18 protein-coding genes, 2 tRNA genes, 1 rRNA gene and 1 other RNA gene are annotated in these 24,436 nt (G+C 73.3%); 9 read left to right on the top strand and 13 right to left on the bottom strand.

The window, feature by feature from the left end; genetic code table 11:
- Positions 1-126: 126 nt before the first annotated feature.
- From CNX65_RS00945 to CNX65_RS00915, 7 genes are all read right to left on the bottom strand, one after another.
- Positions 127-1,643: ribosomal RNA gene (locus tag CNX65_RS00945) — 16S ribosomal RNA — on the bottom strand.
- Between the two features lie 415 nt (positions 1,644-2,058).
- The gene (locus CNX65_RS00940; RefSeq protein WP_096491070.1) at positions 2,059-2,529 is read right to left on the bottom strand and encodes a uridine kinase family protein; all 471 of its coding nucleotides are present in this window, start codon (positions 2,527-2,529) and stop codon (positions 2,059-2,061) included.
- 13 nt (positions 2,530-2,542) lie between these two features.
- A complete protein-coding gene (recR, locus tag CNX65_RS00935; protein ID WP_012782837.1) occupies positions 2,543-3,136 on the bottom strand; it encodes a recombination mediator RecR in 594 nt (197 codons plus the stop codon).
- On the bottom strand, positions 3,136-3,483 hold the full coding sequence (locus CNX65_RS00930; RefSeq protein ID WP_012782836.1) for a YbaB/EbfC family nucleoid-associated protein: 348 nt from the start codon (positions 3,481-3,483) through the stop codon (positions 3,136-3,138). The genes recR and CNX65_RS00930 overlap by 1 nt, the downstream gene beginning before the upstream one ends.
- A gap of 47 nt (positions 3,484-3,530) precedes the next feature.
- On the bottom strand, positions 3,531-5,609 hold the full coding sequence (locus tag CNX65_RS00925; protein WP_096497539.1) for a DNA polymerase III subunit gamma and tau: 2,079 nt from the start codon (positions 5,607-5,609) through the stop codon (positions 3,531-3,533).
- Positions 5,610-5,672: 63 nt separating this feature from the next.
- An RNA gene (ffs, locus tag CNX65_RS00920) (signal recognition particle sRNA small type) lies at positions 5,673-5,766 on the bottom strand.
- 35 nt (positions 5,767-5,801) lie between these two features.
- Entirely contained in the window at positions 5,802-6,770 is a 969-nt protein-coding gene (locus CNX65_RS00915) for an ABC transporter substrate-binding protein (protein ID WP_096491069.1), read from the bottom strand.
- 170 nt (positions 6,771-6,940) lie between these two features.
- On the opposite strand from CNX65_RS00915, the gene CNX65_RS00910 reads away from it, so the two are divergent.
- Positions 6,941-8,539: a methyl-accepting chemotaxis protein gene (locus CNX65_RS00910; protein WP_096491068.1), complete on the top strand. Its 1,599-nt coding sequence runs from the start codon at positions 6,941-6,943 to the stop codon at positions 8,537-8,539.
- A gap of 143 nt (positions 8,540-8,682) precedes the next feature.
- Positions 8,683-10,830 carry a methyl-accepting chemotaxis protein gene (locus tag CNX65_RS00905; RefSeq protein ID WP_096491067.1) on the top strand — a complete coding sequence of 716 codons (2,148 nt, stop codon included), beginning with the start codon at positions 8,683-8,685 and terminating at the stop codon, positions 10,828-10,830.
- Positions 10,831-10,911: 81 nt separating this feature from the next.
- On the opposite strand, the gene CNX65_RS00900 is transcribed toward CNX65_RS00905, so the two are convergent.
- Positions 10,912-11,604 carry a hypothetical protein gene (locus CNX65_RS00900; protein WP_096491066.1) on the bottom strand — a complete coding sequence of 231 codons (693 nt, stop codon included), beginning with the start codon at positions 11,602-11,604 and terminating at the stop codon, positions 10,912-10,914.
- Between the two features lie 158 nt (positions 11,605-11,762).
- Here CNX65_RS00900 and CNX65_RS00895 point away from each other — a divergent pair.
- Positions 11,763-11,847, top strand: a tRNA-Ser gene (locus CNX65_RS00895).
- A 69-nt stretch (positions 11,848-11,916) separates the two neighbouring features.
- On the opposite strand, the gene CNX65_RS00890 is transcribed toward CNX65_RS00895, so the two are convergent.
- Positions 11,917-12,534, bottom strand: coding sequence for a TetR/AcrR family transcriptional regulator (locus CNX65_RS00890; protein ID WP_096491065.1), 618 nt, complete (start codon positions 12,532-12,534; stop codon positions 11,917-11,919).
- Between the two features lie 94 nt (positions 12,535-12,628).
- Here CNX65_RS00890 and CNX65_RS00885 point away from each other — a divergent pair, with 94 nt between their 5' ends.
- Positions 12,629-13,036: a RidA family protein gene (locus CNX65_RS00885; protein ID WP_096491064.1), complete on the top strand. Its 408-nt coding sequence runs from the start codon at positions 12,629-12,631 to the stop codon at positions 13,034-13,036.
- Positions 13,037-13,099: 63 nt separating this feature from the next.
- Here the strand turns inward: CNX65_RS00885 and CNX65_RS00880 are convergent, their stop codons facing one another.
- The 4 genes from CNX65_RS00880 to CNX65_RS00865 all read right to left on the bottom strand — a co-directional run bounded on the left by CNX65_RS00880 (position 13,100) and on the right by CNX65_RS00865 (position 17,238).
- Complete coding sequence (locus tag CNX65_RS00880; RefSeq protein ID WP_096491063.1) at positions 13,100-15,565, bottom strand: endonuclease/exonuclease/phosphatase family protein; 2,466 nt, start codon at positions 15,563-15,565, stop codon at positions 13,100-13,102.
- A gap of 557 nt (positions 15,566-16,122) precedes the next feature.
- Positions 16,123-16,210 (bottom strand) — tRNA-Ser (locus tag CNX65_RS00875).
- Positions 16,211-16,267: 57 nt separating this feature from the next.
- Positions 16,268-16,726, bottom strand: coding sequence for a nucleoside deaminase (locus tag CNX65_RS00870; RefSeq protein ID WP_096497538.1), 459 nt, complete (start codon positions 16,724-16,726; stop codon positions 16,268-16,270).
- A 20-nt stretch (positions 16,727-16,746) separates the two neighbouring features.
- Positions 16,747-17,238 carry a tRNA adenosine deaminase-associated protein gene (locus CNX65_RS00865; RefSeq protein ID WP_096491062.1) on the bottom strand — a complete coding sequence of 164 codons (492 nt, stop codon included), beginning with the start codon at positions 17,236-17,238 and terminating at the stop codon, positions 16,747-16,749.
- Positions 17,239-17,317: 79 nt separating this feature from the next.
- Between CNX65_RS00865 and CNX65_RS00860 the strand changes: the two genes are divergently transcribed.
- From CNX65_RS00860 to CNX65_RS00840, 5 genes are all read left to right on the top strand, one after another.
- On the top strand, positions 17,318-18,553 hold the full coding sequence (locus CNX65_RS00860; RefSeq protein WP_096491061.1) for a M20 metallopeptidase family protein: 1,236 nt from the start codon (positions 17,318-17,320) through the stop codon (positions 18,551-18,553).
- Between the two features lie 95 nt (positions 18,554-18,648).
- The gene (locus CNX65_RS00855) at positions 18,649-19,605 is read left to right on the top strand and encodes a prephenate dehydrogenase (RefSeq protein WP_096491060.1); all 957 of its coding nucleotides are present in this window, start codon (positions 18,649-18,651) and stop codon (positions 19,603-19,605) included.
- Between the two features lies 1 nt (position 19,606).
- Complete coding sequence (locus CNX65_RS00850; RefSeq protein ID WP_096491059.1) at positions 19,607-21,283, top strand: fibronectin type III domain-containing protein; 1,677 nt, start codon at positions 19,607-19,609, stop codon at positions 21,281-21,283.
- Positions 21,284-21,340: 57 nt separating this feature from the next.
- A complete protein-coding gene (locus CNX65_RS00845) occupies positions 21,341-23,152 on the top strand; it encodes a hypothetical protein (RefSeq protein WP_096491058.1) in 1,812 nt (603 codons plus the stop codon).
- Positions 23,153-23,164: 12 nt separating this feature from the next.
- Positions 23,165-24,349 (top strand): thiolase family protein, encoded by a 1,185-nt coding sequence (locus tag CNX65_RS00840; protein ID WP_096491057.1) that lies wholly within the window; start codon positions 23,165-23,167, stop codon positions 24,347-24,349.
- Positions 24,350-24,436: the final 87 nt, after the last annotated feature.

The following is a 24,436-nucleotide window of genomic DNA, read 5'->3' as shown; positions in this document are numbered from 1 at the left end:
CTAACTCTCCCGACAACCCGAGGTTCTGCATTAGCCAGCATCCACAATATTGAGCTCCACCGGTCGATCGTTCGCCGACCGCGTGGCCTCCGAACCAGGCAAGCCCGGTCCGCAGATGCTCCTTAGAAAGGAGGTGATCCAGCCGCACCTTCCGGTACGGCTACCTTGTTACGACTTCGTCCCAATCGCCAGTCCCACCTTCGACCGCTCCCCCCCTTGCGGGTTGGGCCACGGGCTTCGGGTGTTACCGACTTTCGTGACGTGACGGGCGGTGTGTACAAGGCCCGGGAACGTATTCACCGCAGCGTTGCTGATCTGCGATTACTAGCGACTCCGACTTCACGGGGTCGAGTTGCAGACCCCGATCCGAACTGAGACCGGCTTTATGGGATTCGCTCCACCTCACGGCTTAGCAGCCCTTTGTACCGGCCATTGTAGCATGTGTGAAGCCCTGGACATAAGGGGCATGATGACTTGACGTCATCCCCACCTTCCTCCGAGTTGACCCCGGCAGTCTCCCATGAGTCCCCGCCATAACGCGCTGGCAACATGGAACGAGGGTTGCGCTCGTTGCGGGACTTAACCCAACATCTCACGACACGAGCTGACGACAGCCATGCACCACCTGTACACCGGCCACAAGGGGGCCAATATCTCTACTGGTTTCCAGTGCATGTCAAGCCCAGGTAAGGTTCTTCGCGTTGCATCGAATTAATCCACATGCTCCGCCGCTTGTGCGGGCCCCCGTCAATTCCTTTGAGTTTTAGCCTTGCGGCCGTACTCCCCAGGCGGGGTGCTTAATGCGTTAGCTGCGGCACGGAGGACGTGGAAGTCCCCCACACCTAGCACCCACCGTTTACGGCGTGGACTACCAGGGTATCTAATCCTGTTCGCTCCCCACGCTTTCGCTCCTCAGCGTCAGTATCGGCCCAGAGACCCGCCTTCGCCACCGGTGTTCCTCCTGATATCTGCGCATTTCACCGCTACACCAGGAATTCCAGTCTCCCCTGCCGAACTCAAGTCTGCCCGTATCGACCGCAGGCTCGGGGTTAAGCCCCAAGTTTTCACGGCCGACGCGACAAACCGCCTACGAGCTCTTTACGCCCAATAATTCCGGACAACGCTCGCACCCTACGTATTACCGCGGCTGCTGGCACGTAGTTAGCCGGTGCTTCTTCTGCAGGTACCGTCACTTGCGCTTCGTCCCTGCTGAAAGAGGTTTACAACCCGAAGGCCGTCGTCCCTCACGCGGCGTCGCTGCATCAGGCTTTCGCCCATTGTGCAATATTCCCCACTGCTGCCTCCCGTAGGAGTCTGGGCCGTGTCTCAGTCCCAGTGTGGCCGGTCACCCTCTCAGGCCGGCTACCCGTCGTCGCCTTGGTAGGCCATTACCCCACCAACAAGCTGATAGGCCGCGGGTCCATCCTGTACCGCCGGAACTTTCCAACCAACCCCATGCGGGGAAGGCTCGTATCCGGTATTAGACCTAGTTTCCCAGGCTTATCCCAGAGTACAGGGCAGGTTACCCACGTGTTACTCACCCGTTCGCCGCTCGTGTACCCCGAAGGGCCTTACCGCTCGACTTGCATGTGTTAAGCACGCCGCCAGCGTTCGTCCTGAGCCAGGATCAAACTCTCCAATAATGAATGAGTTGATCGCTCGGACAACCACTGACATGAATTTGTCAGCTGTCCAGTAACAATCTCAAAGGAATCCTCTTGACGAGGATCATAATTTACTGGCTATTCGGCACGCTGTTGAGTTCTCAAAGAACACGCGCACATCATCACGTTCCGCAGCGCGGCCCGATCCGAGGCTAGTGCTTCTCTAACGTTTGTGGTGAAACTGACGCCCATGGCCGCAGCACCTCGAGAAGAGGCCGGGCTGGGTCTTCCGTTTCGCAGGTCACCCACTCTACCACACGATCTGGGAGCTTGGTTCGTGACCCTCGCCGCACTCCGTTCCGGTTTTCCCGGCCCGTTCCGTGCTGACATGGAGAACATTACACAAGCGCCCCGCAGAAGTAAAATCGGGGGGTCGGAAGACCTAAAACCGCAGCTAGCGGAGGATCACCCGGTCCGCGCGGGCCTTCGTCCCGTCCACCGCGAACCACCCGCGCTCGAAGTCCTGCCACCGGCGGAGGTGGATCCGGCAGTCCTCGCCGTCCCGAGCGACCGCGCGCTCCAGGCGCTCGGACTCCGACGGCACCTCCACCCACACCGCGAGGTCCAACCGGTCCGCGATCGCCCTGCGCGCGGAGGACACGCCCTCCAGCACCAGGACCTCCGGCGGCTCGAAGGTGATCCACTCCCCCGGCTTCGGCTCGCCGCCGACCCACTCGACGCGCTGGTAGCGGGCGGGCTCGTCGCGCCAGAGCGGTTCGAGCACGCCCTCCACCAACCTCGGCCACCACGCCACCGGGTCGTCCCAGGTGGCGAAGTGGTCCGTCGGCACCACCACGCCGCCGAGCGAGCGGGCGTAGGTGGTCTTGCCCGAGCCCGACGGCCCGTCGACGGCGATCAGGAGCACCGGGCGACCGCGCTCAGAGGCTCCGGCGCCCGGACAGGGCGCGCCCCAGCGTCAGCTCGTCCGCGAACTCCAGGTCACCGCCCATCGGCAGGCCGGAGGCCAGCCGCGTCACGGACAGACCGGGGAAGTCGCGCAGCATCCGCACCAGGTAGGTGGCGGTCGCCTCGCCCTCGGTGTTCGGGTCCGTCGCGATGATGATCTCGCTGACGTCGGTCCCGATCCTGGTGAGCAGCTGCCTGATCCGCAGCTGGTCCGGCCCGATCCCGGACAGCGGGTCGAGCGCGCCGCCCAGCACGTGGTAGCGGCCCTTGAACTCGCGGGTCCGCTCGACCGCGAGGACGTCCTTCGGCTCCTCCACCACGCAGATGAGCGTGAGGTCGCGCCTCGGGTCGCGGCAGATGCGGCAGGTCGTCTCGGCCGAGACGTTGCCGCACACCTCGCAGAAGACCACGCCCTCCTTCACCTTCTGGAGGGCGTCCTGCAGCCTGCCGATGTCCGCGGGCTCCGCGGCCAGCAGGTGGAAGGCGATGCGCTGAGCGCTCTTGGGACCCACGCCCGGCAGTCGGCCGAGCTCGTCGATCAGGTCCTGGACCGGCCCCTCGTACATCAGCCGAACAGCTTGCCGAGGCCGCCGAGGCCGTCCAGCCCGCCCATGCCGCTGGCCAGGGGGCCCATCTTCTGCGCGGCCAGCTCCTGCGCCGCGCGGTTGGCGTCGCGCACGGCGGCGACGACCAGGTCGGACAGGGTCTCCACGTCCTCGGGGTCGACCGCCCTGGGGTCGATCGCGAGGCTCTTGAGCTCGCCGCCACCGGTGACGACGGCCCGGACCAGGCCCCCGCCCGCGGTGCCGGTGACCTCGGCCTCGGTGAGCTCCTGCTGCGCGGTGGCGAGCTGCTGCTGCATCATCTGCGCCTGCTGGAGGATCTGCTGCATGTTGGGCTGACCGGGTTGCACCGCGGTTCCTCTCGTCGGTTGCGCCTGGCGTCCAGCGTAGTCGGGGATCAGCTCTTCAAGGGGCGCGCGCCGAGCTCGTCGGCGAGCAGCTTCAGCACGACCGCCTCGGGGTCGAGGCGCTCCTCCCCCGGCTCACCCGGCCTGGCCGCCTCGGCGAACATCTCCTCCTCGTCCACCGGCTCCGGTGGGAGGGGGTCGTCGGGCTCGTCCGGCTCGGGCGGCAGCGGGATGTCGTCGCCCGAGCGGCCGGTCGACCGGTTGGCCTGCGCCTGCATGGCCTTCTCCAGCATCTGCCTGCCGTGGCCGGGCGCGGGCGCGCTCTCGGCCTGGCTGGGCCGCGCGGGCGCGGGCCTGGCCTGGCGGGCCTGCTGCTGGGGGCGCTGCGCGGTGGCCGCGTCGCCCTGGACGCAGCGGACCTGCCAACTGCCGCCGAGGACCTGGCCGAAGGCCTTGGCGATCACCTCGGCGTTGCGCGGCTCGGCGAGCCTGCGGGCCAGCGGGCCGGAGGTGTGGGCGAGGGTGACCGACGTGCCGTCGACCTCGGCGACGGTGGCGTTGGTCAGCATGGCCTCGGTGCTGCGGCTGGCCCCCTTGACCACGCCGAGCAGCTCGGGCCAGCGCCTGCGGATCTCGACCGCGTCGACGGCGCCGGACGCCGGGGCGGCGGCAACGGCGGGTTCGGCGGCGGCGGGCGGTTGCGGCGGCGCCTGGGAGGGGCGCTGGAACCGGGCCTGCTGCGGTGCGGCCTGCGCGGCAGGCCGGGCCTGCGGGGCGGCGGGCTGCGGGGTCGGCTCGACCGGCGCGGCGGCCTGCGGCGGCGCGGCGGGCACGGCGACCGGGGGCGCCGCGGCCAGGGGCGCGGCCTGCGCTGGGGCCGGTTCGGGCTCGGCCTGGCGCTGCGAGGGGCGCTGGAACTTGGACTCGACGGCGGGAGCGCCGCCACCGCCGCCACCACCGCCGCCCGCCGCGACGCCGTGCTTCTCCAGCCGCTCGACGCGCTGGAGCACCGCCGACTCGGCGTCCGACACCGAGGGCAGCAGCATCCGCGCGCAGAGCAGTTCGAGCAGCAGCCGGGGCGCGGTGGCCCCGCGCATGTCGGTGAGCCCCTGGTGCAGCACCTCGGCGTACCGGGTGAGCGTGGCGGGCCCGATGTTCTGGGCCTGCGGGATCATCTTGGCCAGCACGTCCTCGGGCGCGGACACCAGCCCGCGCTCGCCCGCGTCGGGCACGGCGCACAGCAGCACCAGGTCGCGCAGCCGGTCGAGCAGGTCGGTGGCGAAGCGGCGCGGGTCGTGGCCCGCGTCGACGAGCCGGTCCACGGTGCCGAACACGGCCGCGCCGTCGCCTGCGGCGAGCCCCTCCACCACGTCGTCGATCAGCGCGACGTCGGTGACGCCGAGCAGCGCGATGGCCCGGTCGTAGCGCACGCCCTCGGGGCCAGCGCCGGACAGCAGCTGGTCCATGACGGACTGGGTGTCGCGGGCGGAGCCGCCGCCCGCGCGGATGACCAGCGGGAAGACCGAGGGCTCGACCGCCACGCCCTCGGCGGCGCAGTTGCGCTCCAGCAGCGCGCGCATCGAGACCGGGGGGATGAGCCGGAACGGGTAGTGGTGGGTGCGCGAGCGGATCGTCGGCAGCACCTTGTCCGGCTCGGTGGTGGCGAAGATGAAGATCAGGTGCTCCGGGGGCTCCTCCACGATCTTCAGCAGGGCGTTGAAGCCCTGCGTGGTGACCATGTGGGCCTCGTCGATGATGAACACCCGGTACTTGGCCTCGGCGGGCGCGTAGAACGCCTTCTCGCGCAGCTCGCGGGTGTCGTCCACACCACCGTGCGAGGCGGCGTCCAGCTCGACCACGTCGACGCTGCCCGGCCCGTTGGGGGCGAGGCCGACGCAGGAGTTGCACTCGCCGCACGGGTCGGGGGTGGGCCCCTTGGCGCAGTTGAGCGACCTGGCCAGGATGCGCGCGCTGGAGGTCTTGCCGCAGCCGCGCGGGCCGGAGAAGAGGTAGGCGTGGTTCACCCGCCCGGCGCCCAGCGCGATGCGCAGGGGATCGGTCACGTGCTCCTGGCCGATGACCTCGGCGAAGGTAGCCGGTCGGTACTTGCGGTAGAGGGCGAGCGCCACGGGCCTGACCATACCCAAAGACCCCGACACGAATTCGTGCCGGGGCCGAGGGTTCCCGCTGAGATCAGGGGACCTCGCGCACCCGCCAGAGCCCACTTATCCTTGCTGCCTTCCGGCCCTGGGGAGGTTCGAGGGATAGCGTCACACGAGGTCCGCCTACAGCGTAGCACCCCGCTCTCGCGGGGCTGTCGATCAACCCACCTTCAGGATCTCCTGGAACTGCGGGACGGCCTTGTCCAGGGCGTGGGCCACGCCCAGGGTGGAGCCACTGGAGAAGGCGCTGACCAGCGTCTTGTCCTCCATGACCAGCATCCGGCCGTCCTTGGCGGAGGGGATGTTCGACAGCACGGGGTGCTGCTTGATCGGGGCGGTGTCGGCGCCGATCGGGAAGATCACGGTGAAGTCGGCGTCGAACAGGTTGAGCTGCTCGGCGGAGACGTCGACGAAGAAGGTGCCGGTGGCGAGGGACTCGACCTCGGCCTTGGGCGTGAAGCCGATGGCCTTGAGGAAGTCGACCCTGGCGTCGCCGCTGACGTACGCGCCGAACTTGCCGTCGAAGTAGGAGCCGACGACGGCGGTCTTGCCCTCGAACTTCTTGTTCGCGGCGAACTTGGCGTCCAGGTCCGCGGTGATCTTCTTGGCCTCGGCGTCCTTGCCCAGCGCCTTGCCGACCATCTCGATCTGCTGCTGCCAGGTGGTGCCGTAGGTGACGACGTCCTTGGGCGCGCCGATGGTGGGCGCGATCTGGGACAGCTTGTCGTGCTTGGCCTGGTCGTTGTCGGACCGGGTGTTGAGGATGAGGTCCGGCTGGAGCGCCGCGACGGCCTCGTAGTCCAGCTCCATCGTGCCCAGGATCTGGGGCGTCTCGGTGTACAGGCTCTCAGCCCACGGGCCGACGCCCTTGCCGCCGAAGGCCATCCAGTCGCTGACGCCGACCGGTTGCACGCCCAGCGCCAGGGCGGCCTCGGCGTCGGACCAGCCGAGCGCGACGACGCGCTTCGGGGTGCCCTCGACCTGGACGGGGCCGAACCTGGTGTCGACCGTGACGACGCCTGCGGAGTCGCCGGAGGCCGACGACGGGGTGTCCGCTCCGCTGCCGGTCGAACCGCCGCAGGCGGTGGCGAACAGGGCGAGCAGGACGACGAGCGGGCGGAGCCGCACGGACCTCACCTCCAAGATTTAGGTGAGGCTAAGCAAACAACTTTCACCCGTAAGGCGCAAGCTGGCCCCCCTCGCCGCAACGAGTGGCCTTTTTCTCAGGCCACCACCGCGCCTGCCGACTCGCCGTCCGACAGGGGAACACCCCCACCGAGGCGAGACGAGGCACGTGGATGGCAGTCAAGGGAAGGGCGCTCGCCGGAGCCCCGGTCGGGGTCAAGATCCTCTCCGGTGTCGCGGTGGCCGTGCTGGGCATGGTCGTGATCACCGGCGTCGCGGTGGGGCAGATGACCTCGCTGCGCGACGGTCAGGAGCAGCTCAACAGCGAGGCCGTGGTGCCGCTGGCCAAGTTCGACGAGGTCAGGCGCGCGTACCTCCAGACCCGCGTCGACGCGCTGGCCGACGAGTGGGTCGCCACGACCAACGGCCCCGAGCACGAGGCGTTCACCAAGGACATCAAGGCGATGGACGCCGCGCTCGCCGACCTGGCCAAGAGCGCCGTCACCGACGTGCAGCGCTCGTCCACGGCCGAGCTCCAGTCCGCGTGGTCCGAGTACATCAAGGTGGTCGCCAGCGATGAGTTCCTGCAGCTGGCCCGCACCGGCGACCGCGCCGGGTACGTGGCGGCGCGCGACTCGCAGGTCAAGCCGCAGGCCGTGCGCATCCAGAACGCGCTCGACGCGCTGGTGCAGGACATGACGACGTCGACCGCCGCGCAGCTGGAGCGGGCGAGCGACAACTACACCACCGGCGTCTGGGTGCTGGTCGGCACGCTGCTGGCCGCCATCGCGGTGGCCGTGGGCCTGGCCGTCGCGGCGACCCGCGCCGTGACCGGTCCGCTGCGCAGGCTCAGCGAGGTGTGCGACGCGCTCGCCGAGGGCGACCTGACCAAGCGCACCGGCCTGACCGGCGCGGACGAGGTCAGCCGGGTCGGCGCCGCGCTCGACGGCGCGACCGCGAAGACCGCGGAGGCCATCGCGGTGCTGTCCGACAGCGCCCGCTCGGTGGTCGCGGCCACCGGCAAGCTCACCGACACCGCGGGCCGGATCTCCGGCTCGTCGGCGGACACCGCGAGCCGCGCCGACGCGGCGACCGAGGCCGCCGAGCACGTGTCGGACGGCGTGCAGGCCATCGCCACCGGCGCGGAGGAGATGTCCGCGTCCATCCAGGAGATCGCCCGCAACGCCAGCCACGCCGCCCAGCTGGGCAGCCACGCCCGCAGCCTGACCGAGCAGACCGGCGCGACCATGGCGCAGCTCGGCGGGTCGTCGGCGGAGATCGGCAACGTCATCAAGGTGATCACCTCGATCGCCGAGCAGACCAACCTGCTCGCCCTGAACGCCACGATCGAGGCCGCGCGCGCCGGTGACGCGGGCAAGGGCTTCGCGGTCGTCGCGAACGAGGTCAAGGACCTGGCGCAGGAGACCGCCCGCGCCACCGAGGAGATCAGCAACCGGGTCGAGGCCATCCAGGCCGACAGCTCGAACGCGGTGACCGCGATCGCCACGATCGCCGACGTGATCAACGAGCTGGACGGGGTGCAGGCCACCATCGCGGCGGCCGTCGAGGAGCAGGCGGCCACGACCGCCGAGATGAGCCGCAGCGTCGCCGACGCGTCGGGCCGCACCACCGAGATCACCGGCAACATCACCGGCGTCGCGGGCTCGGCCGCCGCGACCTCGGACGGGGCGCGCACGACCACCGAGACCATCGGCGAGCTGGTCGCCGTGGCGGGCGACCTGGAGGCCGTGGTGGACCGCTTCCGCTACTGACCCGCACCGGTCCCGCACCGGCCGCCGGGGCGCCCCGCGCGCTCCCGCACGACCGCTCCCGGCACCGGGGGTGTCACCTCTTCGGGTGGCGCCCCCGGTGCTTTTTGGCTCAGCAGCACCCTTTTTCTGCCGATTCACGAAACATGAAGCGCACACGTGTGACCACGCTCAACCTGGGGCTCGGTCACCGGTTGCTGGCGTTGAGCATCGGCACGGTCATCGCCACCGCCGGTGTTCTCGTGGTGGTCGGTGCCTGGCAGAGCGACAAGTTCAGCACCGCAGCTGCGGGCAACGTAGCCGAGCTGATCCAGACCGACACCGACCACGTCACCTCCGGGGTGAGCACCCTGACCCGCACCGCGGGCGAGGCCATCCAGGAGAGCGTCAACAGCAGCATGAACGTCGCGAACGCCGAGCTGGCGCAGCGCGGCGGTCTGCGCCTCGACGGCTCCTCCACCACCTCGTGGAAGGCCGTCAACCAGCTCACGCAGGAGGCCACCGACATCACCCTGCCCAGGGCCGAGGTCTCCGGGACCTGGCTGGGCCAGAACCGCGACCAGTCGACCCCGACGCCGCTGGTCGACGACATCCGCTCGATGGTCGGCGCGACCGTCACCGTCTTCCAGAAGATGGACGACAAGGGCGACCTGCTGCGCGTGGCCACCAACGTGCCGAACAAGGCGGGCGAGCGCGCCATCGGCACCTACATCCCCGTCACCGCGCAGGACGGGACGCCGAACGCGGTCGCCAAGGCGATCAACTCGGGCACCTCGTACCGGGGCGTGGCCAAGGTCGTCGACACCTGGTACATCGCGGCCTACGACCCGATCAAGAACGCGAACGGCGACGTCATCGGCGCGCTGTACGTGGGCATCCCGCAGGACAAGGCGATCGCCCAGCTGTCCCAGGCCATCTCGGACACCACCGTGGGCGCCAACGGCCGGGTGACCGTCTACAGCACCTCGGCCGCCGACAAGGGCCGGATCATCGCCTCCACCGGCGGCAAGGACGTCGGCACGACGAACGCGGACGCCACCGACGCGAACGGCGTCAAGTACGTGGACGAGATCGTCTCCAAGGCCACCTCGCTGGGCGAGGGCCAGGTCTTCAACGCGGTCTACCAGCTGCCCGGCCTCGACGGCGAGCCCGCCGCGGCCTCGCCGACCAACGTCGTCTACTACGGCCCGTACCAGTGGGCCATCGCGGTCTCCTCGTACGGCCCCGACTCGGCGGGCGCGATCGAGGAGGTCGAGCAGGGCCGCAGCGCGATGCTGTGGGCGTTCGTGGTCGCGGCCGTGCTGATCGCCGCCGCCGCCGCGCTGGTGTCGCTGATCTGGGCGCGCCGCATGACGTCCCGCCTGCGCGGCCTGACCGGCGCGCTGACCGCGCTGTCCGAGCGCGACCTGACCGTCCAGGCGAAGGTCGGCGGGAACGACGAGATCGGCGAGATGGGCACCGCGCTCAACACCGCCGTCGGCGAGCTGCGCGAGCTGATGTCCGGCATCTCCGAGGCGTCCAGGCGGGTCGAGGAGACCTCGCGGAACGTGTCGTCGACCGGCGCGAAGCTGTCCGACTCGGCGTCGAGCGCGGCGGAGCAGACCAGCAACGCCGCCGAGGCCGCCGCCGAGGTGACCAGGAACGTGCAGACCGTGGCGCACAGCTCGACCGAGATGGGCTCCGCGATCGCCGAGATCTCCCGCAACACCCAGGCCGCCGCGGCGACCGCGCACGACAGCGTCGAGCGCACCCGCCAGGCGTCGGACGTCATCGCCGAGCTGAGCGCGGCGAGCGCCGAGATCACCGACGTGGTGCGGACGATCAGCAGCATCGCCGAGCAGACCAACCTGCTGGCGCTGAACGCCACCATCGAGGCGGCGCGGGCCGGTGACGCGGGCAAGGGCTTCGCGGTCGTCGCGGGCGAGGTCAAGGACCTGGCGCAGGAGACCGCGCGGGCCACCGAGGACGTGTCGCGCCGGGTCGAGGCGATCAACTCGGGCACGACCAGGGCGATCGAGTCGATCGCGGCGATCACCACGGCGATCGACAGCGTGAACGAGTCGCAGTCGGCGATCGCGGCGGCGGTGGAGGAGCAGTCCGCCACCACCGACGAGGTCAACCGCAGCATCAGCCTGGCGTCGGACCACAGCTCGCAGATCGCGGTGCGGCTGAACCAGGTGAGCTCGACCGTCGAGAGCACCAGGGACGCCGTGCGGATGTCGGCGGACGCGGCCGAGGAGCTGAGCGGCACCGCCCGCCAGCTGACCGACCTGGTCGGGCGCTTCACGCTCTGATCAGGGGTTCGACCGGTTCGGGTTTTCGGACCACCGAGGGCGCCGGGGACTCCCCCTGGCGCCCTCGGTGGTTTCCGGGTCTCAGCGCCTCGGCGGGAACCGGCCGGTGGCGGGCAGGGCGGCCAGGACCGCCAGGACGGCCCACAGGAGCAGGACGACGAGGGGTCCCCACAGGTCGTTCGGCAGGCGGGGCGCGCCGAGGAGCAGGGACAGCCTGGCGAGGTGGCTGACCAGGAAGACCCCCGCGACCGCCAGGACCAGCCAGTGCGCGAACGGGCGCCGGAGGAAGCCGAGCACCACCACGGCGACGGCCAGGAGCGCCTGGACGAGGAGGACGGTCAGGTAGGCGGCGTGCGAGGGGAGCGGGAAACCGGGGTAGAGGTAGCCCCAGGCCGCCACCGAGCGCAGCTCGCGGAAGTCGAGCGAGGCGGTGAGGTCGAGGACCAGCAGGAGCGCCGCCGAGAGGAACGCGCACGCGCCGGCCGCCAGGCACGCGATCCGGTGCAGCACCACGAGCCCGCTGGGGCCTTGGCGCTGGGCGGGGTGCGGCGGGTAGCCGGGGTGGTGGCCGGTGGGCGGGTGTCCGGGCGGGCCCTGCGGCGGGTAGCCGGGCGGCGGGTAGCCGGGCGGCGCCTGCGGCGGGTAGCCGGGCGGCGCCTGCGGCGGGTAGCCGGGCGGCGCCTGCGGCGGGTAGCCGGGCGGGCCCTGCGGTGCGTGGCCGGGCGGTGGCCCGTAGCCCGGTTGCCGGTTCCACCCCTGGTGCGGTTGGTTCACGTTTCCCCCCGTGTCGTGCGCGGCGTTCGAGCGTAGCTCCGGGCGGGCGCGCGCGCCGTCCTTTCGGGACGACCGCCCGAACGCGCCAGACTTCCGCGAACGGGCGGGATGACCAGCCGTTTTGGTCGGCGACTCCCTCCTCCGGTAGGCTCATCGACGGAGGATTCGCATAGTGGCCTAGTGCGCACGACTGGAAATCGTGTTGGGTTAACCCCCTCACGGGTTCAAATCCCGTATCCTCCGCAGATCAGAGGCCCGGCACCCACGTGGCGCCGGGCCTCTGGCGTTGTCGGGGGCCGCCGTGAGCTGCGGTTATCCGGCCAGTGCCGGGTCCCAGCCGCGCGCCACCGAGTCCGCGCAGCGGCCCGGCTCGTCGCCGACGCGCGCGAACAGGGCCTCCAGCAGCAGCGGGCAGTGCGCGAGGGTCTCGCGGGGCAGCGGGCCGTTCGCCACCAGCGACACCACGCCGTGGCCGACCGCCCAGCTCTGGGTCGCCAGGTCCAGCGGCGTGGCCTCCGCGCGGAAGCGGCCCGCGGCCTGGGCGCGCAGGGCCGCCTGGACCATGTGCTCCAGCGTGGCGTCGGCGGCCTTCAGGTCCTCCAGGTCGAAGTTCGCGTCGAACATGACCCGGTACAGGTCGGGGTGCTCCAGCGCGTTGCCGAGGTACGCGGCGACGAGGGCGGTCAGGTCGGCGACCGGGTCGGTGGTCACCGGGACCTCGGCGAACCTGCGGGCGAGCCGGGTGAAGCCCTCCTGGCGCACCGCCATCCACATCCCGTCCATGTTCCCGAAGTGGGTGTAGACGGCCATCGTGGACACCCCGGTGCCCGCGACGAGCGAGCGGAGCGTGATCGGCTCGCGGACGCGCAGCATGTGCGCGGCGCGCTCCACGAGGAGGGTGCGGACCGCCGGGTCCTTCTGCCTCGCCATGGGCACCAAGATACATAGCATAGCTTTGTTATGTAGTGTGGGGTGCGCCTGCCCCGGACGGGGTCGGGCCCCGCGCTACGAGGAGTCGAGAAGCATGGCGATCACGCTGGTGAACCCGGACGGGCTGCCGCAGGTCGAGGTCTACCGGCAGGTGTCGATCGGCACCGGGTCGAAGCTGGTGTTCGTCGCCGGGCAGGTGGCGCGCGACGGCGAGGGCAACCGGATCGGCGAGGGCGACCTGGCCGCGCAGGCCGAGCAGGCCTACCTCAACGTCGGCGCCGCGCTCGCCGCCGCGGGCGCGGCGCTGGACGACCTCGCCAAGCTGACGATCTACGTCGTCGACTGGCGGCTCGACCTGATGCCCGTGCTGATGGAGGGCATCAACCGGGCGTTCGCGCGGCTGGGCGGCGGTTCGCTCGCGCCCGTGACGCTGATCGGCGTCGCCGCGCTGGCCGAGCCGGACCTGCTGATCGAGATCGAGGCCACCGCCGTGGTCGAGTAGGACCCCGAGCACGGCCGAGGGCCCGGCGGCGACGTGCCACCGGGCCCTCGGCCGCTCACCCCGTCAGGGGCGGTGGAACAGGTCCGCGAGGTCCTCCAGCCCGAACACGAGGTGGTCGAGCAGCTGGTTGCCGGTGCTCGGCCTGATCTTCACGACCTGCGGGTCGTGGTCGCTGGCCTGGTCGGCGAACTCGGCGTTGATCCGCACCACGTCGTACCGGTACCGCTTGACGTTGGAGCTGAGCAGGATGTGGTCGAGGGTCTGCGAGTTGCCCTCGTACACGTAGCTGTACCGCTCGTTCGCGGGCAGCGTGGACATCAGGTCGACCACCTGGCCGCCCTCGGTGAGCTTCCTGACCACCGGGGAGAACTGGTAGTCGTTCAGGTCGCCCGCGAGCACCACGTTCGCGCCCCGGTCGACCGCCTTCACCCCGTCCACGAAGCCCTTGAGCAGGGCCGCCTGCTTGAGGCGCTGCTCCTCGGACGAGCGGACCGGCTCCTGGTAGCGGCCGTGCATGGCCTGGTCGCCGCCCTTGGAGTTGAAGTGGTTGGCGACCACGAACACCGTGCGGCCCAGGAAGGTGAACTCCCCGACCAGCGGCTTGCGGCTCGCGTCCCACGCCTCGTTCGCGGGCTCGATCCGGCCGGGCGACACCGACAGCGCGGCGCGGCCCCTGCTCCTCACCACCGAGACCGGCGTGGTGGCGTCGCCGCCCGCGCGGTCCACGAAGGACACCCGGCCGGGGTTGAACAGGAACCCGACGCGGATGTTGCCGCCGGGGGCGCCGCCGTCGGCGTTGTTCACCGGGTCGATCTGCCGCCACTGGTAGCGCGGGCCGCCCTTGGCGACGATCGCGTCGGTGAACCGCTGGTAGGTCGCGCCCGCGGTGACCGTGCCGTCGTTGGTCGTGCCGTTGTCGTCCTGGATCTCCTCCAGTACCACCACGTCCGGGCTGCGCAGGTTCGCCACGACCGCGGCGGCGAGCCGGTCGAACTTGGCCTGGTCGTTGGTGGCGGCCAGGTTCTCGACGTTGTACGTCGCCACCGACAGCTCGTGCCTGCCGGTCGCGTCGGACACCTCGGGCTTCGTGCCGCCCGGCGCGTGCGCGCCCACCGACTTGGTGGCCAGGGTGTAGCCGCCGTAGTTGGTGTACTCCAGGTTGCCGACGGTGGAGCCGCTCCAGACGTCGCCGACGTCGCTCACCGGCGGGGTCGCGCTGCCCGCCTTGGCCTTGAGGCGGCCGGGGTTGGGCTGGTCGTAGCCGAGGTAGATCGTGCCGCCGCGGGCGGTCGGGTTGTCCTGGGGCCGGGTGGTGATCCAGGTCTCACCGAAGTTGTTGGTCGGGCCGGTGACGCGGGCGTCGACGACCTCGACGAGCATCCCCTCGCGGGACTCGAAGTAGTCCAGGGCGTACCTGTCGGGCTCCAGCGGGAGCTGCTCGATGCTGCCGCCCGAGGCGGTCGGCAGGTAGCCGGCCGGGGGCGCGAGCTCCTCCGGCGCGGGCAGCGGGTTGCCGCCGGAGAGCACCGACGTGGTCGGGGCGGTGATCTCGGTGAGCGTCTGGTTGGAGTTGCTCGCCTCGGCGCCGCCGGGGCGGTACTCGGCGATGGTGCCGCTGACCAGGACGGAGTCGCCGGGCTGCACGGTCGGGGCCGCGTCGCCGGTGTAGACGAAGACGCCCTCGCTGGTGCGGGGGTCGCCGTCGGGCTGGGTGTCCTGGATCCAGTAGCCCCGGTCGCCGGTGGCGCGGGTCGCGGTGACCACGCCGGGGACGCCGGTGACCTTCTGGCCCAGCAGCGGCGAGATCCGGGTGGCGCCCTGGATGTCGCGGACGCGCTTGTCACCGGGCTGCGGGTCCGGGTCGGGATCGGGGTCCGGGTCCGGGTTCTGGCCCGCGCCCTCGCCACGGGAGTTGACCGGGGTGGGGGCGCCGGTGGTGAAGTCCGCCGCGTTGTCGTCGTTGTCGACCAGCTGCGGGCGGGCGGCGGAGGTGGTGCTGGTGAGGGTGGCCGTGGGGCTGCCCTCGCGGACGACCGCGGTGGCGCCGTAGCCGACGAGGTCCTTGACCCTGGGGTCGGCGGCGCAGTCGGCGGCGGTCTTGCAGGTCAGCGGCTGGGCGCCGGAGACCAGCGCGACCGTGCCCGCGCCCGCCGCCATCGCGACCGTGCCGGTGGCGTCGGGGGTGGGCAGCGCCGTGGTGCCGCCGGCGCCCTTGGCCTGGGCGACGAGGTAGCGGGCGTTCGGCGCGATCGAGCCGGCGAGCGGGGTGACCTGCCACTGGCTGGCGGCGCTGGCGGAGGCCGGGAGGTACTGCACGCTCCAGCCGTCGACGGCGACCGGCGCGGAGGCGCGGTTGGCCAGCTCGACGAAGTCCTGGGTCAGCACCGCGCCGGAGTTCCCGCCGCCGCCGTAGACCTCGGCGATGAGCGCGTCCTGGCTGGGAGCCGCGGTGGCGGGTGTCGCGGACGCGATCGACACGACCGTGGCGGCTGCGGCGGCTAAACCGGCGCGGAGCGGGGTTGTTCTCAACGGGTCCTCCGTGAATTGGCGGGTCCGCAGATCCTCCCCGTAACGGGTGAACGTGGGAAGACACCGTGACTAACGGTTGACGGCAGAGGAATCACTCGAACGTGTGTTCGAGGACGTGCTAGGATCTGCCTCGGGCGCTAGCCGGTGGTCCCCTCCCAGGCACCGGCTGGCGCGCCAGTGCAGGGCGGTCGCCCGTCCGCAGGGCCGAGCCCGATCTCCCGCGGCAGCACCGGGATCCTCAGCGCCGCCCACACCCACATCCCACGTTCGGGCTCCCCGCTCCGGGTGAGTCGCTGCCGGTGCGCGATCGGCGAACGGGGGTGGGGACAGCTTTCCACCTCGGGGCGGGCGGGTCGGGTGACCGTTGATGGCGGTGCGGGCGGGGAAGCTGCGGTGAGCAGGGGTTCCGCGGTTCTCGGGCGAAGCGGAGTTGATGCGCCCGGACCTGGTGGATACCCCGTTCGCCGAACGCCCGCTGATCTCTTCGGGGCACGGCACGCACGCGGTGACCCCGGAAAAGCAGAACGCCGGTCCCGCTTCGGGACCGGCGCTCTGGCTGGCGGTGGCGGTGGGATTTGAACCCACGGAGGCTTTCACCTCACACGCTTTCGAGGCGTGCTCCTTCGGCCGCTCGGACACGCCACCGCTAAGAACAATACAAGACCCCCGAACCGCCCCGCGAGGGGGGTGCCCCTAACACGATCAGCCGCTCTCCGGCCACCGCTCGGACGCGTCCCGACCTGCGAAGAAGTCCCGCACCAGCGCCGCGCACTCGGCCTCGCGCACCCCGCCGACCACCTCGGCCCGGTGGTTGATCCTGCGGTCGCGGACCACGTCCCACAGCGAGCCCACCGCGCCCGTCTTCGGCTCCCACGCGCCGAACACCACGCGGTCCACCCGCGCCAGCACCAGGGCGCCCGCGCACATCGCGCACGGCTCGACCGTCACCGCCAGGGTGCAGCCGCCCAGCCGCCAGCCGTCGCCGAAGACCGCCGCCGCCGCGCGCAGGGCCAGGACCTCGGCGTGCGCGGTCGGGTCGCCGAGGCGTTCGCGCGCGTTGCAGGCCCGCGCCAGCTCCGCGCCGTCCGGGCCGAAGACCGCCGCGCCGATCGGGATGTCCTCGCCCGCGCCCGCCGCCGCCTCGAGGGCGGCGCCGACCATCGCGTCGTACGGCGCGGTGATCACGCCTGGAGGGTGTCCAGCAGGCGGGTGAACTCCTCGCCGAAGCCGATCCGCTGGGCGATCATCTGCAGCTGCTCGTCCGGGTACAGGTCGACCTCGTCGACGATCACCTGCAGCTCGTGCTCCGGCATCCCCAGGTCCGCCAGGACCGCGAGGTCGCCCTCGGGCCACAGCTCCTCGTCCTCCTCGTCGGGAGGGTCGACGCGCAGCAGGTCCAGCACGTCGGCGGCGATGTCGTAGTCCAGGGCCGCCGCCGCGTCGGACAGCAGCAGCGACACCCCGCCCGGCACCGGGCGCAGCACGATGAAGAACTCGTCGTCCACCGCCAGCAGCCCGAACACCGCGCCCGTGGAGCGCAGCCCCCGCAACTGGGTGATCGCCGCGTCCAACTCCGACAGCGCGTCGCCGTCCAGGGTGCTGCACCGCCAGCGGTTGTCCTCCCGGACGACCGCGACCGCGAAGCCGTGCACCGGCGGCTCCTGCTCAGGCATGTGCACACCGTAGGGCCACCGGCCCCCACCCGGTAGCACAGCCCCCGCGCGGAACGCCCCGGACTGCCACTATCGGGGGATGAGCACACCCGCGCCCGACCCGTCCCAGCCCGCCGAGGACCCGCGCTTCACCGGCCTGATCGAGGAGGCCCGCGCGCTCCAGCCGCGGACCGTGGCGCTGCGCAGGCAGGTGCACCGGCACCCCGAGCAGGGGCTGGACCTGCCGAGGACGCAGGCGGCGGTGCTGCACGCGCTGGAGGGCCTGCCGCTGGAGATCACCACCGGCACGACCTCGTCCTCGGTGGTGGCGGTGCTGCGCGGGGAGCGGCCGGGGCCGACGGTGCTGCTGCGCGGGGACATGGACGCGCTGCCCGTGCGGGAGGAGACCGGGCTGGACTACGCGTCGGAGGTGCCGGGCGCCATGCACGCGTGCGGGCACGACGCGCACGTGGCGATGCTCGCCTCGGCCGCCCGGCTGCTGTCGGGCAGGCGGGACGCGCTGGCGGGCCAGGTCCTGTTCATGTTCCAGCCCGGCGAGGAGGGCCACCACGGGGCCCGGTTCATGCTGGAGGAGGGCCTGCTCGACGCGGCGGGGGCGCGGCCGGTGAAGGCGCTGGCGCTGCACGTGTCGGCGACGGTCACCTCCGGCGTGGTGCTGACCCGGCCGGGGCCGATGATGGCGTCGGCGGACACCTTCCGGGTGCTCGTGCGCGGGCGCGGCGGGCACGGCGGGATGCCGCACGACGCGCTCGACCCGGTGCCCGCGGCGGCGGCGATGGTGGGCGCGCTCCAGACCGTGGTGGCCAGGCGGGTCAGCGTGCACCGGCCCGCGGTGGTGACGGTGGGCCGGATCGAGGCGGGCACCACGAACAACGTCATCCCGGAGACCGCCCTGCTGGAGGGCACGATCCGCACCCTGTCCGAGGAGACCCGCGCGCTGGTCCACCGGGAGCTGGTGGCGGTGTGCGAGCACGTCGCCGCCGCCCACGGCTGCGCCGCCGAGGTGGAGGTGACGCCCGGCTACCCGGTCACGGTCAACGACGCCGAGGTCGCGCCGCAGCTGCTGGAGCTGGTGTCGGCCGTGCTGGGCCCGCGCTGGGCCGCCGAGGCCGAGGACCCGCTGATGGGCGCCGAGGACTTCTCCTACGTGCTGCGCGAGGTGCCGGGCGCCATGGCGTTCCTGGGGGCCTGCCCGCGCGGGGTGGACCTGGCGCGCGCCGAGCCGAACCACTCGGGCCGGGCCCTGTTCGACGAGGCGGCGCTGGAGCACGGGGTGGTGGTCTACAGCGCGTTCGCGCTGGACGCCCTGCGGTGACGCGGGCCCCGGCGCGGGGTTCGCCGCCCCGCGCCGCGGCCGGGGGCGGGGCCGGCGCTCGTCGTCACCGACCGTGTGCGGGCAGGATGGTCCCCGTGCGTGAGCTGTGCGTGGTCGGGTTGGGGTTGATCGGCGGTTCGGTGCTGCGGGCGGCGGTGGCCGCCGGGTGGACCGCCTGGGGCGCCACGGCGTCCGAGGAGGACGCCGGGACGGCGCGCGCCGACGGGTTCGACGTGGTCGACCTGGCCGAGGCGCTGGCCCGCGCCCAGCGCTCGGACGCCCTGGTGGTGCTGGCGGTGCCGCTGCCCGCCGTGGAGCGGGTGCTGCGGATGCTGCCCGCCGGGGTGCGGCTGACCGACGTGGTGAGCGTGAAGGGCCCGGTGGCCGACCTGGTGCGCCGCTGCGCGCCGTCCGCCCGGTACGTGGGCGGGCACCCGATGGCGGGCACCTCCGCGTCGGGCTGGGCGGCGAGCGACGTGGCGCTGTTCCGGGGCGCGGCGTGGGTGGTGGCCGCCGAGGACGGGTGCGACCTGGACGTGCTGGGCGACGTGGTGCGGCTGGCGCTGGCGGTGGGCGCGCACGTGGTGCCGACCGACGCGGACGAGCACGACGTCGCGGTGGCGCGGGTGTCGCACCTGCCGCACGTGCTGGCGGCGGTGCTGGCCAGCGTGGGCGCGGAGGGCGGGCCGCTGGCGCTGGCGCTGGCCGCCGGGTCGTTCGGCGACGCGACGCGGGTGGCGGGCAGCGACCCCGACCTGGTGCGCGCGATGTGCGAGGGCAACCGGAACGCGCTGCTGGGCGCGGTGGACGACGCGCTGGGCCGGTTGGGCGCGGCGCGCGGGTCGCTGGCGTCCACGGGCGGGCTGGCGAAGACGATCGACGCCGGGCACGCGGCGCGCGGGCGGCTGGACGCGCTGCGCGCGGACGAGGGCGCCGAGGTGACCGTGGACCTGGCCGCGCGGGACGCCCGCGAGGCGCTGCGGGCGGTGGGCGCGCGCGGTGGGCGCGTGGTGGCGCTGGACGGGACGACCGCGCTGGCGAGGACCTTCTGACGTGCGGCGGGGCGCGGCGTTAGCCGGGGCGGCGGTGCTGCTGGTCGGCGCCGTGGTGGTGATGCGCGAGCTGTCCGCGCCGGTCGGCGAGCCGGAGCTGGCCGGGCGCGCCCGGTACCTGACCTCGTCCGCCACTCCGCCGCCGCCCTCGGGCCTGCGGGCCGCGGCCCTGGACGCCTCCAGCGCGCGGGTGTCGTGGGACGTGCCCGCCGAGCGGGCGCCCGCGGGCTACGAGGTGCGGTGGGGCGACCGGGTGCGGCACGTGCCCGGCCCCGAGGTGGAGCTGACCGGTCTCGCCCCGGACGCGCCGGCGCGGGTGGAGGTGCGGGCGGTCGGCGCGCGGGGCGCCCGGTCGGCCGCCGCCGAGGTGGCGGTCACCCCCGGCGTGGGCGCCGCGAGCCCGGTGGACCTGCCCGGCGTGCCGCTGCGGGCGTTCGACGGGCCCGAGTCGGTGCGCCCCGACCTGTGGCGGGTGCTGCGCGACCCGGTGCCGCAGCACACCGGCGAGTGCGTGCGGGGCGGCTCGGGGCGGTTGCTGGCCGCCTGCCGCACCGCGGACCTCCAGTCGAACACGCCGCTGGTGCTGCGCGAGCGGCCGGAGGACGGGCTGCGCGGCCGGGTCGCGCTGGAGGCGGCGGGCCCGGTGGGCGACGGCGCGCTGTCGCTCGTGCTGGTGCCCGACCGCTGGCGGGACCTGGGGCCGCTGGACGTCGAGCGGTGGCCGTCCGGCTCGGTGGCCGTGATCGTGCGGGACGGGAGCGCGGTGCTGCGCGCGGCCGGTGGCCTGCAGACCGTCTCGCAGCGGGCGGCGCCGTTCTCGACCGGGGTGCGGCACCGCTGGGAGGTGCTGGTGCGCGAGTCGTCGGTGGTGGCGCTGCGGGACGGCGAGGTCGTGGCCGAGCTGGGCGGGATCACCCTGTCGGGTCGGTTCTGGCCCCGGTTGGTGCTGCGCCAGGACAGCCGGGTGGAGCTGACCGCCTTCGGCAGCGCGGGCGCGCCCGCCGAGCTGTCGCCGGAGCGGGTGATCCCGCTGCGGTTGGACGGGGTGGACGCGGCGACGGGCGTGACCCGGCTGTCGACCGACGCGGACCTGTCCGGCGTCACCTCCACCAGGTTCGCGGGCTTCGCCGAGGAGGGGTTGCGCGAGCTGCTGGTGGTCGGGGGCGGCCGGGAGGTGCGGGCCGACGTGCTGGTCAACCGGGGGTTCGAGGTGGGCACGGGGGGCGGGGCCGCGCTGGCCGTGGCCGACCTGCCGCCGGGCACCGGCTCGGTCGAGCTGCGGAGCGGGGCCGTGGACGCCGGGGTCGCCGGGCACCTGGTGGTGACCGGCGGGGAGGTCGGGGCGCCGGACCTGGACTCCTGGTCGCCGCCCTTCCCCGCGGCGCCGCCGGTGCGGACGCGGTTCGCCCGCGACGGCGACCGGGTGCGCCTGGTGGTGTCGCTGCTGGACCCGCAGGCGCGCGAGCTGCTGCCGCTGCGGGAGCTGCGGGTGGACCTGGACGGCGAGCGGCTCGCGGTGGTGCCGCTGGGCGGCTCGCTCGGCGGGGTGCACGAGTTCGAGGTGTCCGGGGTGGAGCCCGGCGCGCACCGGGTGCGGGTCGAGGTGGAGCCGGAGCGGCTGGACTCCGCCACTCCGGTGCGGGAGGCCGAAGTCACCCAGTCGCTGCCGCCCCGCTAGGTCTCGACCGCGCAACGGGCGAGTGACCTGGCTCACCCCCACCCCTAGCGTGGGGCCGTGGACCGTCGCAGGATCGGGTTCTTCGCCGCGGGCGCGGTGCTGTTCGCGGGTGTGGTCGTCGTGCTGCGCGGGGGCGGCGCCCCCGGTCCGGCGGACGCCGGGATCACCGTGCAACCACCGCCGCCGACCTCGCTGACGGCGTTCGCCTCGGACGGGGTGCTCGCGCCCTCCCCCGGCTCGGTCCCGGACGCGCCCGAGGGGTTGGAGGCCGCGCCGGGGCCGGGCAGCCTGGTCGTGGCCTGGACCGGCGGGGCGCCCGGCTACGAGGTGCGCTGGGGCCTCGGCGACGTGTCGCGCACCCGGCTGGTGACCGGGTCGCCGGTGGAGCTGCGGCTGCCCGACGGGCGGGAGCAGCGGGTCGAGGTGCGCGCGGTGGACGGGTTCGGCCAGCGGTCCGCGCCCGCGTCGGTCTCCGGCGCGCCGGGGCCGGTCGGGGTGTCCGAGCCGGGCGCCTACCACCTGCTGGACCGGTTCGAGGGGGCGTCCGCGCCCGATCCGGCGCGCTGGCGGCTCACCGCCAAGCCCGGCTGCGCGCGGGCGGGCGCCGGCTCGGACGAGGAGGCCGCGGCGCTGGTCGTGGCCACCACCTGCGCGGGCGTGCCCGCCGTGCTGCGCTCGCGGGCGCCGCTGGTGCTGCGCGAGGACGGGGCGGAGCTGGGGCGGTTCGCGGTGGGCGCGGGCGCGCCGATCGCGAACGGCGAGCTGGCGCTGGAGCTGGCGCCCGGCCCGGTGGCCGCGCTGTCCGGGGCCGAGCTGCCGCCGGGGGCGCTGCGGCTGCTGGTGCGGGCCACCGGGGGCTCGGTGACCGCGCGGGTGCTGACCGCCGAGGGCGACCGGACGCGGGAGCTGCGCCCGCTGGACGGCGTCGCGCCGGGCACCGGGCACGTGTGGGAGCTGGTGCTGCGCCGGGACGGGGCGCTGGTGCTGCTGGACGGCGAGCCGGTGGCCACCAGCCCGGTGGTGCCCGCGTGGCGGGAGGCGACCGCGCTGATCTCGGTGTCCGGGCCGATCGGGCAGCGGGTCCCGGTGTGGCTGGCAGGCCTGGGCGGCGCGCCGTCCGCCGCTCCCCCGCTGGTGGGGCCGGTGCGGGTGGAGGTGACGCCGCAGGGCGGTGCGGCCGGGTCGGGGGTGGGCGCGCCCGCCGGGCAGCTGCGGCTCACCGTGTCGCACACCCTGTCCCGCGAGCGCGACGAGCCGCTGGTGGCCCTGGTGTCCGGGGTGCCGGTGCCGCTGCGGCGCGCCGTCGACGGGGCCCCGTTCCGGGCGGACACCGGCCTCCCGCTGGTGGGGGACGTGCCCGCCGGGGTGGCCTCGGTGTCGCCCGACGGGGTGGTCGGGGTGCGGCTGGACCTGGGGTTCGACGCCACCGCGACGCACGCCGAGCTGGAGCTGGGGCCGGGCGGGGCGGTCCCCGTCGCGGCCAACCCCGAACCGGGGCCGCCGCAGAGCGCGCTGCCCCGGCCGTCCGCGCGGGTGCTGGACGCGTCGGGCCGCCCGCTGCCGCCGGGCACCCCGGTGCCGCGCGGCCGGGTGGTGGTCGAGGTGGAGCTGGTGGGCGCGCCCGCCCAGCACGGGCTGGCCGGGCTCGCCGGGTTCGGGCTGTGGCTGGACGGGACGCGGATCGCCTCGGTGCCGACGGCGGTCGGCGGGCCCGCGGTGGCCGGGACCTACCGGGTGGCGGTGAACACCGGGGCGCTGCCCGGCGGGCCGCTCTCGGAGGGCCCGCACATGGTGGAGGCGCGGCTGTTCGGCACTTCGGGGTCCACGCGGCCCACCTCGGCTTTCGCCTCGTTCTTCGCCGCTCGGTGACAAGATGGTCACATGCAGCGCCCACTGATCCTCGACGCCGCCCGCACGCCGTTCGGCCGTTACCGGGGCGGGCTCTCCGGTGTCCGGGTCGACGACCTGGCCGCCCTGCCGATCTCCGAGCTGCTGCGCAGGCACCCGGACCTGGACCCGGCGCGCGTCGACGACGTGCTGTACGGGAACACGAACGGGGCCGGTGAGGAGAACCGGAACATCGGGCGGATGGCCGCGCTGCTGGCGGGCCTGCCGCCGACGGTGCCGGGCGCGGCGGTGAACCGGCTGTGCGCGTCCGGCGGCGAGGCGATCGTGCAGGCCTCGCGCGCGCTCGCGATGGGCGATGCGGACGTGGTCGTGGCGGGCGGGGTGGAGGGCATGACCCGCGCGCCGTTCGTGGTGCCGAGGCCGGACCGGCCGTTCGCGGACCGGCTGGAGCCGGTGTCCACGGCGCTGGGCTGGCGGCTGGTGAACCCGAGGATGCCGTCCGCGTGGACGGTCCCGCTGGGGCGGGCCGCGGAGCAGGTGGCCGCCGAGCTGGGCATCACCCGCGAGCGGATGGACCAGTACGCGCTGCGCTCGCACCGGCGGGCGTCGGCGGCGTGGGACGCGGGCGTGCACGACGGGTTCGCGTTCCCGGTGCAGCTGCCGGACGGGTCGGCGGTGCGCAGGGACGAGTCGGTGCGGCCGGAGACGAGCGCGGAGAAGCTGGCGAAGCTCAAGCCCGCGTTCAGCGACGGCGGCACGGTGACGGCGGGCAACTCCTCGCCGCTCAACGACGGCGCGGCGGCGGTGCTGCTGGGCACCGAGTCGCTGGCCGCCGAGCTGGGGGTCACCCCGCTGGGCGAGGTGCTGGGGTCGGCGGTCACGGCGGGCGAGCCGCAGCGGTTCACCCTGGCGCCGGTGGGGGCGATCCGGAAGCTGCTGGGGCGGCTGGGCATCGGCGGTGCGGACGTGGACCTGTGGGAGATCAACGAGGCGTTCGCGGCGATGGCGCTGTCGGTGCTGCACCACCTGCCCGAGGTGGACCGGGAGAAGGTGAACGTGCACGGCGGGGCGATCGCCTACGGGCACCCGCTGGGGGCGTCGATGCCGAGGGTCGTGGTGGACCTGTGCAGGCACCTGCGGGCGCGCGGCGGCGGCGTGGGCGTCGCGGCGGCGTGCGTGGGGGTCGGGCAGGGCATGGCGATCGCGGTGCGGGTCTGACCGGGTGGTGAACGGCGGCGGCCGGGGCCCCTGGGGACCCCGGCCGCGCGCGCTGGTTCTCCTGGCGTCAGGTCTGCCGCGTCAGAT

It is taken from the genome of Actinosynnema pretiosum (assembly GCF_002354875.1).
GTDB classification, from domain to species: domain Bacteria; phylum Actinomycetota; class Actinomycetes; order Mycobacteriales; family Pseudonocardiaceae; genus Actinosynnema; species Actinosynnema auranticum.
This window is presented reverse-complemented; position numbering and strand designations above follow the sequence as displayed.